Below are 13,915 nucleotides of genomic sequence, written 5' to 3'. Positions count from 1 at the left end.
TCCCCGTGGCATCCAAGTCATGCCGCCGCTTAATGCCATGTAAAAATAGTGCGGCCGCGCGTCATCGCGAGCGATTATGACGGCTCAACTTTGCGCGATGGTTAGTTGGCGTTAGAGACTATGACGGTTGCATGAAATGCAACCCGGCCGGACCTCAGCGCGCCACGACCTCGACTTCGCCATCGACGCCGTTGACGACGTTGAACGGACGCTCGAACACCTTGCCCTCGTTCTTGGCGATCGCACGATACTCGCCTTCGGACAGCACGACGCGCGGGAACGCGCCGATCGATTCCTTGATCACGTCGCCGCCCGGCGTGATCACCGACCACGCGGTGTTGGCGAGCGCCTCGCCGCCCTTCTCGCTGACCAGCTTGAGCGTGATGACCGCGGCGCGATGGGTGACGGTGACGTCGGTCAGCTTGCCCGCCGCGACGCGGATGTCGGAGCGCACCACCGAGTTGGCATCGCCATAGTTGGAGACGATGTAGTAGGTGCCCTCCGGCAGCAGCGCGACGTCGCCGGCGGACACGTTGGGCACCAATGGGCCGCGGTCCGAGCCGTCGAACTGGCTGCCCTTGTAGATCGCGAACGAAATCTGGTTGGCCGGGATCTTGCTCGAGCCGACCCGGCCTTCGATCCGCAGGCCTCCGGCCGGCAGCACAAAGGACTCGCGATCGGTCTCCGACTTCAGGCTGACGGCGCGCACCGCGCTGACGAGGCCGAGCGCGACATGGACCACGTAGTTGCCGGGCGGCAGCACGAGGTTGGGCGTCGCCCCGCGCTCCTCGCGGATCAGCTTGTAGGTGCCGTTGTCGTCAGGCTTGTCGGCGAACACCCGCCAGACCAACCCGGCATTGATGACCGGCAGGTCCTTGCCGTACCGCGCCGTCAGCGCCAGCACCGCCTGGCCTGCGGTCGGGGATCCGGCCGGCGAGGTCACCGGCGGCACGGTCGCAATCGAGGGCTGGACGATGGTCGGCTGGCTCAGCGGACCGGGCAGAACCGGCCCCGAACCGGCCCCGGACGGCGGCGCCAGGTTGAGCGCCGGGCCGGTCGGTACCTCCGGCACCGAAGCCGGCGGGATCGGGGGCGGCCGGTCGCTGAAGAACTGCGCCGATACGGAAGCAGGGATCATGGCGAGCAAAAATGCCGCAAGCGCCAATAGCGGACGAAGCCGCATGCCCCGCCCGCATCCGCCGATGCCGTTGCCCCTCGAAGTCATCACCATGCTTTTCAACGAAAACGCGGCAAATTCAAGCCTTCGTCCGGGGAGCGTCCAAGGGTTTGTCACGGTCCTGCCGGCGCACGCCCTGGTTTGGAACCGCCCGATCAAGCCAATGTTAGCCTTGGGCCAGCCTTGGCGTCGCGGTCCAGTCACATTCCCTGCCTACCGCGGACCACCGGGGCATGAATCATGCCTCTGGGGAATAACCATGAAGATGGACGACGCTGGCGCAGCCAAACCGCGCCGCCTAGTCTCGCGCTGGCAGGAGATTTGTCGTGTTGGATAGCTGGATGGGCCGAGGCCACAAGAGCTCCGACGGCCCCGACAAGGTCGGACTGGGATCGGTTCGCCGACCGGTGATTGGGCTCGCGCTCGGCGGCGGCGCCGCGCGCGGCTTTGCCCATATCGGTATCATCAAGACCCTGCTCGCCCATGGCATCGTCCCCAATGTGGTCGTCGGCACCTCGATCGGCTCGGTGGTCGGCGGCGCCTATGCGGCCGGCCATATCGAAACGCTGGAGAAATGGGCCCGCGGCCTGCAGCCGCGCAGCGTGCTCGGCTATCTCGACATCCGCCTCAACGGCTCCGGCCTGATCGGCGGCGCCAAGCTGGCCGCCGAGATCGAGGCGGCGCTGGGAAAATCCATGATCGAGGATCTCCCGGTCAAGTTCGCGAGCGTCGCGACCGAGGTGCGCACGGGCCACGAGATCTGGTTGACCCAAGGTCCCCTGGTCGATGCCATGCGCGCCTCCTACGCCCTGCCCGGCATCTTCGCGCCGGTGCTGATCGGTGATCGCTGGCTGGTCGACGGCGCGCTGGTCAACCCGGTGCCGGTCTCGGCCGCACGCGCACTCGGCGCAGAGATCGTCATTGCGGCGAACCTCTCCAGCGACGTGTTCGCGCATTCGACCACGATCTACAATCACGGCGCGGTGCCGACGCCGGAGGTCACGGTCGCGGTGACCGCCGAGGCAGAGCTGGAGGCGGAGCCGCCGAAGCGCCGCTTTGGCCGGTTCTTCTCGGCCGAACGCACCGTGAAGCGAGAGTTTTTCGGCAGCGCCACCCGGCCCGGCATCTCCAGCGTCATGGTCGACGCTTTCAACATCATGCAGGACCGCATCACCCGCGCGCGCCTCGCCGGCGATCCGCCTGACATGCTGATCTCGCCGCGGGTCGGGCAGATCGGCTGGTTCGACTTCCACCGCGCCGACGACCTGATCGCACACGGCATCCGCGCCGCCGAACGCGCCATCGGCGCGATCGAGGAAGCGATCGACATCCTGGCCCCGCCGTCGAGCGGCGCGGGCAGCACCGGGAAATAGTCTCAGGCGGTCTTGATGTAGTCGCGCAGTGCTTCCTGCTCGCGCTCATATTCCTGCACGCGGCTCTTGACGATGTCGCCGATCGAGATCAGCCCGACCACCTTGCCGTCCTCGACCACCGGGAGATGGCGGAACTTGCCTGTCGTCATCATCTCCATGATGCCGCTGACCGTATCGGACTGGCGGCAGCTCACGACCTTCCTGGTCATGACCGCGCTCACCGGCTCATCCAGCGCGCCCGCGCCCCGCTCCGCGAGCACGCGGACGATGTCGCGCTCGGATAGGATGCCTTCCATCCGGCCCTGCTCCATCACCAGCACCGCGCCGATCTTGCGCTCGCCGAGCAGCTTGACCGCGGCCGACAGCTTCGCGTCGGGCGCGACGCTCATGACCTGATGGCCCTTTGCATCGAGAATGGAACGTACCGTCATTGTCGCCTCCCTGAATCCGCTCGCGCCCCGCTTCGACGGGATCGCGCCTGTTCGCCAGAGTCTTCAATCAACAGTTCCGCGCCGATTTCGGTTCCGGGGGCGCGGCAGTAGCTGGGCTCGATGTGTCGGCCCGCTTTGTTTCTGCGTCGCAAAGATGATGGAGGAATTCGATCCGAGCCGCAAGCGGCGATCAGACGCGGCCGGAGTGATCCACCGACGACGCATCTGCAGCATCGTCTCGCGCGCGCGGGATCGGATCGAACAGCGAGAACAGCAACAGCCCGGCGAGGAAGCCGCCGATGTGGGCCTGCCAGGCGACGACCGTGTCCTCACCTCCGAGCGACAGCGACGTGGCGCCGAACAGGATGTTGACGCCGAACCAGATCGCCAGGAAGGCGAGCACCCGACCGTTGCGCAGCGCCCGCCACAGCGACAGCGCAGGCACCCTGGCCGCCGCCTCGGCATCGCCGCGGTTGAACGACAGGAAGCTGCCCTTGACGAAGGCGAAGCGCATCGCCGCCGCCATCGTCCCCGACACCGACGCCGATGCGCCGATCATCGGCGCGATCGCGTGCTCATGGGTCAACAGATGCGCGAGCGCGCCGGCCGCCGCCGTCACCGCCATGAAGACGAAGAAGCGCACCGCGCCGAAGCGCCGCGCCAGCGCGCTGCCGAACGGCAGCAGCCACAGCACATTGAAGCCGATATGGGTGAGGTTGGCATGCAGCAGCGAATAGGTGACGAAGCTCCAGACCTTGGCTCCGTCCCCGCCCGGGAAGGTGATGTCGAGCAGCGTCGAATCGTAGCGCTTCGGGATGAAGCCGAACACGTCGATGGTCCAGTTCTCCAGCTCCGGCGGCAGCAGCACCCGCAGATGGATCACCGCGATCAGCAGGATGTAGGCGGTGAGCGCCGGCGGCAGGGTCAGGATCGGCTCACGCGGCGCCTCCGGCGGCGGCGCGAGCGGGGATTCGGGATGGGAGTCCAAGGGGTCGGCGACCTCGAATGCGACTGTGAAGCCAGAGATAGGCGGCTTTCACGCCCCTGTGCAAGTGCACAATCCCGAAATCGGACACCGGCTGTCGCCGCGATACTGGAATAGAAACCAAAGAAAAGGGAGGGTGCTGAGAACACCCTCCCTGCTCGGCTGGCCTTGTCATGCCCCAGAGGGATCGGGAGACCATCCCCACCCCTCCCCGCACGGTGACCAAACTGTTTGACGCCGCCTGTGTACCAACCACGCCGGCGCTTGGGGCAGCCAGCGAACGGGAACGCGCGGACCCTACGCGCAGGTTCCGCCTACGCCAAGGACATAGTTAAATTTACGTTAACAACACAAAGCTGCCGATAAGCCGCCCAAACCGCGGCCACGGCATGGACGCTGCACAGCCTTCCCTGCACAACAGAGAAGGGAAGGCGTCTGAGCAAAACCGGGACAGATGTGTCCCGCCGAGACAGGTGCCGGGCAAGGTTCATTAGATGAAGCACAGCTCCAGCCGCGAATACTTCGCTTATTGGAATGCGAAGCGCGGTACCGCACGCGCACCTGACCGGAGTGAGTTCGAGCCGTCCGCGGTGCGCGAGCTGCTGTCCGACATCTTCGTGCTGTCCTATGACGGCGAGACCCGCTTCCCGTTCCGCGTTGCCGGCACCCGCACCTCCGCCCTGCTCGGCTGCGACCTCAAGAACCAGAGCTTTTCGGCGCTGTTCAGCGGCGAGAGCCGCGGCGAGATCGAGGACATCATCACCTGCGTCGTCGAAGAGACCCTGCCGGCCATCGCCGGCATCACCGCCACGACCGAGGCCGGCGCCAAGGCGCATCTTGAATTGCTGCTGCTGCCGTTCACTGCCCGCGTCCATATGCCGGCAAGCCTGACCGGCCTGCTCGCCCCGTTCGAGGAGGACGTCACGAGGCTGCACGATTTGGTACTGACCTCGTGGCGCTACCTGCATCCCCAGGAGCGGTTCGTGCCGCGGACCCTGCGCAAGCTCGCGATCGCGCGCGGCCTGATGGTCTACGAAGGGCTGCGCTAACCGCCCCCACCCACCCGCCGGCGGAATGGCGTGGACCGGTCGCTTGCGCCGCGCGCTGTGGAACTCTATTAGCTGTTGGGCCGCCACAGCGGGAGTGACCCGCTCATTGCAGCTGCGGCGGGGCTCGGCATGTTTCGGAATTCGATCAGGCAGAAGATCGTCGGCATCGCCGCGGGACTGATCGTCCTCGCGGTGATCACCTCGCTGCTGTCCATGGTGATGGCGGGCCAGGTCGGCCATCTCCTCGACGAGCTCACCAACCGCTACATCCCCGCCTACGGCCACCTCGCCCGCGTCAACATCCGCTCGCTGGAGCGGTCGCTGGCGATGCGCCGGATGATGATGGCGAAGATGCAGGCGCCGGGCGAGGACGGCGGCTACGCGGCGGCGCGCAGGACGTTCGACGAGATCGAGCCGACCATCAAGCGCGAGGCCGACGCCGCGCGCGTGCTGATCGATGCGATCATCGCCGATCCCTCGACGCCATCAGACAATGCTGCGCTCGGACGTCTCGATGACCGCATCGACAACGCCGTCAACGACCTGCTGATGCGCCTCAACGCAGAGAACAAGACGCTGCTCGAGCAACTCGATGCCCAGGAGTTCGCGGCCGCGAAAGCGACCACGCTCCGCGCCGACGCCCTGCGCGACGATTTCAACAACCGGATCGAGAGCATCCGCACCGACATGCTGGCGCAGGTCGCATCTGCCGCAGCCAAGGTGATGAGTGCCCAGCAGCGGGCGATCATCATCTCCGGCGTCGTCACCGCGATTGCCGCGATCCTCGGCTTCGTGTTCGCGATGCTGGTCGGCAGCGGCATCACCCGTCCGGTGATGCGCCTGCTCGAGAGCACCCGCGAGGTCGAGGCCGGGCGCCTCGATGGCGCCATCGCCATCACGACCCAGGACGAGATCGGCCAGCTCTCGGCCGCTTTCAACCGCATGATCGAGACGCTGCGCCACAACCAGCGCATCCGCGAGACCTTCGGCCGCTACATCAATCCGCGGATCGCCGAGGGCCTGCTCGAGCAGCCGGCGATCGCCGCCACCGAAGGCCAGCGCCGCGTCATGACGGTGATGTTCTGCGACATGAAGGGTTTCACCCACCTGAGCGAAGGCGTGACCCCGAGCGGCCTCGTCAAGATCATGAACCTCTATCTGTCGACGATGTCCGCGCCGGTCCATGCGCATCGCGGCATCATCGACAAATATATCGGCGACGCCATCATGGCATATTGGGGTGCCCCCTTCGTCGAGGAGGCCGAGCAGACCCATCTGGCGGCGCTTGCCGCCATCGACATGATCGGCCAGGTCAACAAGCTGCGCAAGGATCTGCCCGAATTGCTCGGCGTGCGCGCGATCCCCGCCGACTGCGACATCCGGATCGGGATCGCGACCGGCGAGGCGCTGGTTGGCAGCATCGGTTCCGAATTCATGATGAGTTACACCGTGCTGGGCGACACCGTGAACCTCGCCTCGCGGCTGGAAGGCGCCAACAAGTTCTACGGCAGCCGCAGCCTGATCTCGGACGCCACCGCCGCGGCCTGCACCGCGGCCATCGAGCTGCGCGAGATCGACCGCCTCGTCGTGGTCGGCCAGACCCAGCCGGTCGCCGTGTTCGAGATCATCGGCAAGAAGGACGAGCTGACGCCGGCGCAGGCCGAGTTGCGGCGGCATTACGCCGATGGTCTCGCCGCCTATCGCGCGCAGCGCTGGGACGATGCCGACCAAGCCTTCTCCGCCGCGCTGGCCGCCGTGCCGGGCGACGGACCGTCGCTGGCGATGCAGGCACGCGTCCGGGATTTCCGCCTCAATCCGCCGCCGGCCGATTGGGACGGCGCTTGGCATCTGGAACGCAAATAGCGGCAACCAAAGCCGGATATCGCCGCGCAATTCACGCAACCGTGCAATCTTAGAAATATTTTTCCGGCTTCCGCTACCGGAAAGCGAACGGTATCATCTCCGGACTTTCCACGGCGTCACGTGCAAATGAGCTATTTCCGGCGTGTCCTGAATTCCAGCGTGAACAAGTTTCTTGAAGTGCCGGCAGGTCTCGGTTGCCGCATCGTCGCGTTACCACAGGTCGCCTCCCGCCTCGACGCCAGCTACGAAAAGACAAAGCAGCAATACGCGCGACATGTCCCCGCGATCGGCGGGAACGACCAGGCAATTGTCGAGGGACTGAGGACCAGCGGCGTTTTCGTCACGTCACTGGAGCAATTGAACCTTCCGGGTACGGAGCATTTCCTGCAACAGGCCGACGCGCTTGAGCGACAACATTTGCCCCTCCGGCGATCCTTTCAGGCCGGAGCAGACGCCATCATGGCTCATCGCCAAATCTACCACTGGGGACTCCATGGTCGGCTGCTCGACATTGCCGAGAACTATCTCGGCGTGCCGGTCGGTTACGACGGCATCAACATCTTTTTCACGCTTGCCGACGGACGCGAGAACGGCGTCCGTCTCTGGCATCGCGACGGCGAAGATCGTCGAATGCTCAAGATTGCCGTCTACATTCACGACGTGGACGAAGGCAACGGCCCCTTCCAGGTCTTGCGGCGCCGGATTCCCGCGTACGACCATTTGCCCAGCGGGAGGTTTCCGGAGTTGACCCAGCACCAGTTGGAAGAAACCCTGCCCGATTTCGACATGGCTCGTGACGTTGTCACATGCACCGGAAAACGCGGCACTGTCATATTCTCCGACACCGCGTCATTCTACCACCGCGGGATGCCGGCGATCAGGCGCGACCGCTACGCGATCTTCTTGAACTATATCGGGCGCGTGCCGCTGCGACCATTTCGTTGCGAGCGAAGCATGGTCTCCCGCGCGCAAATCCATCAACTCGCGAAAGAGCTCCCCGCGCGCCAGCGGGACTGCGTGCTGTGGAGAAACGCCTTGCCGCTTGTCGCCCGCATCCTTCCGCCGGCGCCGACCTATAGCGACCTGTGACCGCGCTGCTGGACGCCGCCGCGCGTTCGATCGACCCGTTGGCAATCCGGGCTGCGGCCGGTCATCCGCAGGTTCGCGCCAATTGCGCCTCGATTGCCGCCTTGTCGATCACCGACCACACTTCCACGATCTTGCCATCGCGGAATTGGTAGAACACGTTCTCGGCAAAGGCGACGCGTCTGCCGTTGACGTTGAGACCGAGGAACGTCGCCGTCGGCGAACAGTCGAACGCCAGCCTGCTCGCGACATGGGACACATCTGCGATCAGCAGCGCGATGTTGAAGCGAAGGTCAGGGATGTCGCAATAATCCTGCTCCAGCATCGCGCGATAGCCGGACAAGCCGATCCGCCGGCCGTTGTGGCACACGTCGTCGCCGACGAACTGACCGAGCCGCGGCCAATCCTGCCGATTCAGACAGGCGATGTAGCTTCGGTAGATCTCGGCGAGGTCCTTCTTCATCATCGATCGTCCTTGTCGCGCGGCGTGTCCGGATAGCCGTTGAGGTCGGGTACATTCTAACACCGATGTTAGTTTCGAATCCGCTGTTCGATGCTCGGCCGGCATGCAAGCGCGAGGTCCGGAAGCGACAGGGCGATTGCCGCACCGGCAACAATTTTTCAGAACGCGCGGAATGTCTCTCGCGATCGGGAGTTAGTGCTTCAGACCAACGACTATTCACGTCGAATCGGGAGGTGCGTATGATCAAGTCGCCGATGAAGCTGGCAACGCTTGCGTCAATTCTGACGGCACCGATCGTCCTGTTCCCACCGCACACCACCCTCGCCGCCGGCGGCGGTGGTGGTGGCGGCGGAGGAGCAGGCGGCGGAGAACTCTACGGGTCGAGCTACAGCACTCCCGCGCCGGCCTATCCCCAGGAGAAGGGCAGAAAGACCACGCACCGGGTCAAGAAGCCCGCGAAGCAATCGAGCTTCGACGACCCGGCATTCCGCGAGGGCTATCGCGCGGCCTATGCGACGATCTACGAACGCAACGACTACGCCGCCGCGATCGATCAGTTGCACGCGCTCGGCAACGACGATCATCCGAACGTCGCCAATCTGATCGGTTACTCCTACCGCAAGCTCGGCGACTACAAGCAGTCGCAAGTCTGGTACGAGCGCGCGCTGAAGGCCGACCCGAACCACGTGCTGACCTGGAACTACTACGGCCTCTGGCAGATCGAACAGGGCAACCGCGACCAGGCGCAGTATCATCTGAGCCGGATCGCCGAGATCTGCGGCACAGACTGCGAGGAGTATCGGACGCTGGCGGCGGCGCTGGAGAAGCCGCCGGGCACGAACCTCGTGTACTGAGCGCGTCGTGTAGCGCGCATGAGCGGAGCGACGTGCGGGGGGAACGACCCCGGACGTCGCTGTCGCTCATCCGGGGGCTGCCCTTGAGCCGCGCTGGTCGCACGTCCGCTTTTGCGGCGGGTCTTTGCCGCTTCGACCGGCATGAGCGCGGCGGCCGCGCCCTGAGCGACGAGGCGCCGAAAAACCAATTCGATATCCTGCGCCTCCCGTTGTCATCTGTTTGTCATGAATTGTGCCGACACGTCAGCGCCGGACCAGTTCGGGGACACGCATGGACTATTTCAAACGCTTCAACTTCCTGTTCGCAGCGCCGGTTTTCGAGGCCGACGACCTCGAAGGCATCCGATTCAACCAGATCATCACCGAGATCGAGCGCTCCGGCTTCGAGGTGGTGCGCGCCCGCAAGCTGGAAGATGCCGAAATCGCGGTGCAGACCGATGCCGCGATCGGCTGCATGGTGGTCGACTGGGGCAAGAAGGGTCTTGAGGGCAAGACCGCGGCCCTGATCAACCTGATGCGCCGGCGCGGCCTCGACTTCCCGATCATCCTGCTGATCCGCCGCAAGCGGTTCGAGGACCTGCCGGTCGAGGTGCTGGATTTCATCGACGGCTACGTGTTCCTGTCCGAGGAAACCCCGCCCTTCATCGCCAAGAACCTGATCTCCAGGCTCAAGCAGTATGCCGAGAACCTGAAGACGCCGTTCTTCGGCGCGCTGGTCGACTATGCCGAGGAAGGCAACCAGCTTTGGACCTGTCCGGGCCACAATGGCGGCGTGTTCTACAGCCGCAGCCCGATCGGCCGGGTGTTCGTCGAGCATCTCGGCGAAGCCGTGTTCCGCGACGACCTCGACAATTCCGTGCTCGATCTCGGCGACCTGCTCACCCATGAGGGGCCGGCGCTGAAGGCGCAGAAGGAAGCGGCGCGGATCTTCGGCGCCGAGAAGACCTATTTCGTGCTCAACGGCACGTCGACCTCCAACAAGGTCGCGTTGGGATCGTTGGTCACCGACGGCGACCTCGTGCTGTTCGACCGCAACAACCACAAGGCCGCCCATCACGGCGCGCTTTTGATCGGCGGCGGCGTCCCGGTTTATGTGCCGACCGTGCGCAACGCCTGGGGCCTGATCGGCCCGATGCGCTGGGACCTGCTCGATGAGGGCACGCTGCGCGACCACATCCGCAAGCACCCGCTGGTCAAGGACGAGAATGCCTGGAAGAAGGAGCGCCCGTTCCGCGTCGCGGTGGTCGAGCAGTGCACCTATGACGGCACCATCCACTCGGCCGAGATGATCCTGAAGCGGATCGGCCATCTCTGCGACTACATCCTGTTCGACGAGGCCTGGGCCGGCTTCATGAAATTCCACCCGATCTATGCCGGCCGCTTCGCGATGGGGCTCGCCAATCTCGGCCCCGAGGCGCCCGGCATCATCGCCACCCAATCCACCCACAAGCAGCTCGCGAGCTTCTCGCAGGCCTCGCAGATCCACATCCGCGACCGCCACATCAAGGGCCAGAAGCGCCGGGTCGAGCACCGCCGCTTCAACGAAAGCTTCATGCAGCACGCCTCGACCTCGCCGTTCTATCCGATCTTCGCCTCGCTCGACGTCGGCGCACAGATGATGAAGGGGCGCTCCGGCGAGGTGCTGTGGGACGACACGATCCGGCTCGGCATCGAGCTGCGCAAGAAGATCCGCGCGGTGAAGCGCGAGTTCGAGGAGAAGGAGACGCGCGCGGAACGGCGCTGGTTCTTCGAGCCGTTCGTGCCGGACCGGGTGAAGATCCCCGATGTCGCCCGCGAAGGCGGCGTCCACAACGTCGCCTGGGAGACGATCTCGACCGATCAGCTCGCGACCAATCCGTCCTACTGGCAGCTCAGTCCGGGCGAAACCTGGCACGGCTTCCCCGAGCTGACGGACAGCTTTGCCATGACCGACCCGAACAAGCTCACTTTGTTGACGCCGGGCTTCGATCACGCCACCGGCGCCTATGCCGATCACGGCATCCCCGCGCCGATCGTGGCGCAATATCTGCGCGAGAACCAGATCGTTGCCGAGAAGAACGACCTCAACTCCCTGCTGTTCCTGCTGACGCCCGGCGTCGAGGCCAGCAAGGCCGGCACGCTGGTATCCGGGCTCGTCGCCTTCAAGAAGCTGCACGACGACAACGCGCTGGTCGAGGACGTCATCCCGGAATTCTTCCGCCGCCGTCCGCAACGCTACACCGGGGTGCGGCTGCGCGATCTCTGCGGCGACATGCATCGCTTCTTCCGCGACGGCAACGTCAGCATGCTACAGGCCAAGCAATTCCTGCCCGAGCATCTCCCCGAGATCGCGATGTCGCCGCGCCAGGCGGCGCAATATCTGATCCGCAACGACGTCGACTACCTGCCGATCGACCAGATCTTCGGCCGCATCGCCGCGACGCCGTTCGTGGTCTATCCGCCGGGGATCGCCACCATCGTGCCCGGCGAGCGGCTGTCGGAACGCAGCAAGCCGATGATCGATTACCTCAAGATGTTCGAGGCGAGCTTCAACGCCTTCCCCGGCTTCGAGGTCGAGGTGCAGGGCATCTACAAGGAGATCGATGAATCCGGCCGCGTCCGCTTCTACACCTATGTAGTGTCCGAATAGACGAACGGACGCAACGCAATGGAGAATGATCACAAGATCACCGTCCGCGCCTCGCGCGACAACGACGTCGATGCGATGCTGTCGATTTACCGCCACCATATCCGCCACGGCATCGAGGAGAGCGTGGACGACAGCGGCACGCCGGAGCCCGACGATCTGCGCGACCGCCGCAAGAACCTGCGCAGCACCCGCCTGCCCCACCTCGTCGCGGTTTGCGACGGCGAAGTGGTCGGCTACGCCTATGTGGTCCAGTTCCGCAAGCGCCCGGCCTATCGCTACACGGTGAAGCATTCGATCTATATTCACCACCGCTTCACCGGCCAGGGCGTCGGCGGCAAGCTGTTGCAGGAATTGGTCGACACCTGCGCCGCCGCCGGCTTCCGCCAGATGATCGGCTACATCGACAGCGACAATGCGGCCTCGCTCGCGTTGCACGACCGCTTCGGCTTCGCCCGCGTCGGTCATTTGCCGGGTGTCGCCTATCGCTACGGCCGCTGGTCCGACACCGTGATGGTGCAACGCTCGCTCGCCGCCGGCTCGACCACGCCGCCGCCGCCCGCACCGCTGTCGCGGCGGTGATGGGGGCGTAGGCGCTTTTTCAATCGTCTTCCCGGCGAAAAGCCAGGACCCATACGCCGCAGCGTTGTTGTGAACGGGACTCGTCGTTCCAGGATCGTTTTTTACAATGACCATGTGGGGTAATGGGTCCCCTTGCTTTCGCCAGGACGACGATGAGGATGGTTCTCGATTCAAGATATCAAACAACGCGCTGTCATCACCCGCGAAAGCGGGTGATCCAGTATTCCAGAGGCAGCAGTGCTTGAGCCGAGAAGTCGCGGCGTACTGGATCGCCCGGTCAAGCCGGGCGATGACGGTTGAGGATGGGATTAGCTGCGCTCTACCGTGAACGTGCCGCCCGCACTCTACTCCAGCGTGAAGCCGACCCGCAGCGTCACCTGGTAGTGCGCGACCTTGCCGCCCTCGATGTGGCCCCGGGTCTGCACCACCTCGAACCATTTCATCTCGCGGATCGTCTTCGAGGCGCGGCTCACCGCGTTCTCGATCGCCGCCTCGATACTCTTGTCCGATGATCCGACCAGTTCGAGGATCTTGTAGACGTGGTCCTTGTCGTGCGTCGTGGGCATGTCGACCTCCTCTGTGGATGCGCGATCCGGACGATCTGCAGGTCAATCCGGACAGTCTTCGCCTGATGCAGACCGGCAGTCGCCGAACGAATGCTGCGCGGCAACAGACCGATTGATTTGAATCAACGTGTCGCGGCGCGTTTGGTGCCAGCATGCATTTCGTGCCATCGAGGCAGCTGTCTTTTTCCGTGCCTTGACCTATGGTAGCATGGTTTGGCCAAGCATTCGGGAGCGATACGATGTCTACAGCGTCCAGCTCGCCCGCCACACCTCCTCATAGCCTCGGATCCGGGCTTGCCCACCTTCGCGCCAAGTGGGGCTGGATCGTTGCCCTCGGCGTGATCTACCTGATCGCGGGCGTTCTCGCCTTCGGCAGCGTCTTCTTCGCCACCGTCGTCAGCGTGCTGTTCGTTGGCGCCATGATGATCGTCGCGGGCGCCGCCGAGATCGTGAATGCGTTCCAGTTCAAGACGTGGGGCAAGTTTCTGTTCTGGCTGCTGCTCGGCGCGCTCTATGTCGTCGCGGGCTTCATCACGTTCGAGAACCCGCTGCTCGGCGCGGCGACGCTGACGCTGTTCCTCGGCATCGCCCTCGTCGTCTCCGGCATCGTCCGCATCTTCCTGGCCTTCGGCATGAACTCGGAAGCGCCGTGGGGCATGGTCGCAATATCAGGCCTGATCACGCTGGTGCTCGGCGCCATGATCCTGGCGCGCTGGCCGGTGTCGAGCCTCTACGTGCTCGGCATCTTCCTCAGCGTCGACCTGATCTGCGCCGGTGTGAGCTGGATCAGCATGGGCATGGCGCTGAAGCGCAGGGCGTGAAGGTGCCCTCGTCGGCCCAGGCACGATCATAGGGCGGAT

13 protein-coding genes are annotated in these 13,915 nt (G+C 64.7%); 8 read left to right on the top strand and 5 right to left on the bottom strand.

Going from position 1 to position 13,915, the window contains the following annotated elements; all coding sequences use genetic code 11:
* Positions 1 to 154: 154 nt before the first annotated feature.
* Positions 155 to 1,225, bottom strand: a complete 1,071-nt coding sequence (locus ACVINW_RS26750) for a hypothetical protein (RefSeq protein ID WP_456754065.1) — start codon at positions 1,223 to 1,225, stop codon at positions 155 to 157.
* Between the two features lie 278 nt (positions 1,226 to 1,503).
* Between ACVINW_RS26750 and ACVINW_RS26745 the strand changes: the two genes are divergently transcribed.
* Entirely contained in the window at positions 1,504 to 2,550 is a 1,047-nt protein-coding gene (locus tag ACVINW_RS26745; RefSeq protein WP_456754064.1) for a patatin-like phospholipase family protein, read from the top strand.
* A 2-nt stretch (positions 2,551 to 2,552) separates the two neighbouring features.
* Here ACVINW_RS26745 and ACVINW_RS26740 read toward each other — a convergent pair whose 3' ends face one another.
* Entirely contained in the window at positions 2,553 to 2,981 is a 429-nt protein-coding gene (locus ACVINW_RS26740; RefSeq protein WP_456754063.1) for a CBS domain-containing protein, read from the bottom strand.
* Positions 2,982 to 3,171: 190 nt separating this feature from the next.
* Positions 3,172 to 3,969, bottom strand: coding sequence for a rhomboid family intramembrane serine protease (locus tag ACVINW_RS26735; RefSeq protein ID WP_456754062.1), 798 nt, complete (start codon positions 3,967 to 3,969; stop codon positions 3,172 to 3,174).
* A 491-nt stretch (positions 3,970 to 4,460) separates the two neighbouring features.
* Between ACVINW_RS26735 and ACVINW_RS26730 the strand changes: the two genes are divergently transcribed.
* The 3 genes from ACVINW_RS26730 (at position 4,461) to ACVINW_RS26720 (ending at position 7,967) form a co-directional block, all read left to right on the top strand.
* Positions 4,461 to 5,015: a PAS domain-containing protein gene (locus ACVINW_RS26730; RefSeq protein WP_456754061.1), complete on the top strand. Its 555-nt coding sequence runs from the start codon at positions 4,461 to 4,463 to the stop codon at positions 5,013 to 5,015.
* Positions 5,016 to 5,144: 129 nt separating this feature from the next.
* On the top strand, positions 5,145 to 6,878 hold the full coding sequence (locus ACVINW_RS26725) for an adenylate/guanylate cyclase domain-containing protein (protein ID WP_456754060.1): 1,734 nt from the start codon (positions 5,145 to 5,147) through the stop codon (positions 6,876 to 6,878).
* 126 nt (positions 6,879 to 7,004) lie between these two features.
* A complete protein-coding gene (locus ACVINW_RS26720; RefSeq protein ID WP_456754059.1) occupies positions 7,005 to 7,967 on the top strand; it encodes a hypothetical protein in 963 nt (320 codons plus the stop codon).
* Positions 7,968 to 8,028: 61 nt separating this feature from the next.
* On the opposite strand, the gene ACVINW_RS26715 is transcribed toward ACVINW_RS26720, so the two are convergent.
* Positions 8,029 to 8,430 carry an ester cyclase gene (locus tag ACVINW_RS26715; RefSeq protein ID WP_456754058.1) on the bottom strand — a complete coding sequence of 134 codons (402 nt, stop codon included), beginning with the start codon at positions 8,428 to 8,430 and terminating at the stop codon, positions 8,029 to 8,031.
* Between the two features lie 236 nt (positions 8,431 to 8,666).
* On the opposite strand from ACVINW_RS26715, the gene ACVINW_RS26710 reads away from it, so the two are divergent.
* The 3 genes from ACVINW_RS26710 to ACVINW_RS26700 all read left to right on the top strand — a co-directional run bounded on the left by ACVINW_RS26710 (position 8,667) and on the right by ACVINW_RS26700 (position 12,489).
* Positions 8,667 to 9,281, top strand: coding sequence for a tetratricopeptide repeat protein (locus ACVINW_RS26710; RefSeq protein WP_456754057.1), 615 nt, complete (start codon positions 8,667 to 8,669; stop codon positions 9,279 to 9,281).
* Between the two features lie 271 nt (positions 9,282 to 9,552).
* Positions 9,553 to 11,910, top strand: a complete 2,358-nt coding sequence (locus ACVINW_RS26705; RefSeq protein ID WP_456754056.1) for an Orn/Lys/Arg family decarboxylase — start codon at positions 9,553 to 9,555, stop codon at positions 11,908 to 11,910.
* An 18-nt stretch (positions 11,911 to 11,928) separates the two neighbouring features.
* Positions 11,929 to 12,489, top strand: coding sequence for an N-acetyltransferase family protein (locus ACVINW_RS26700; RefSeq protein ID WP_456754055.1), 561 nt, complete (start codon positions 11,929 to 11,931; stop codon positions 12,487 to 12,489).
* A gap of 344 nt (positions 12,490 to 12,833) precedes the next feature.
* On the opposite strand, the gene ACVINW_RS26695 is transcribed toward ACVINW_RS26700, so the two are convergent.
* Complete coding sequence (locus ACVINW_RS26695; RefSeq protein WP_021077690.1) at positions 12,834 to 13,055, bottom strand: dodecin; 222 nt, start codon at positions 13,053 to 13,055, stop codon at positions 12,834 to 12,836.
* A gap of 239 nt (positions 13,056 to 13,294) precedes the next feature.
* Between ACVINW_RS26695 and ACVINW_RS26690 the strand changes: the two genes are divergently transcribed.
* A complete protein-coding gene (locus ACVINW_RS26690) occupies positions 13,295 to 13,876 on the top strand; it encodes an HdeD family acid-resistance protein (RefSeq protein WP_456754054.1) in 582 nt (193 codons plus the stop codon).
* Positions 13,877 to 13,915: the final 39 nt, after the last annotated feature.

The organism is Bradyrhizobium sp. USDA 4461 (assembly GCF_054055655.1).
The sequence above is the reverse complement of the archived record's forward strand: the minus strand, read 5'-3'. Positions and strand labels throughout refer to the sequence as shown.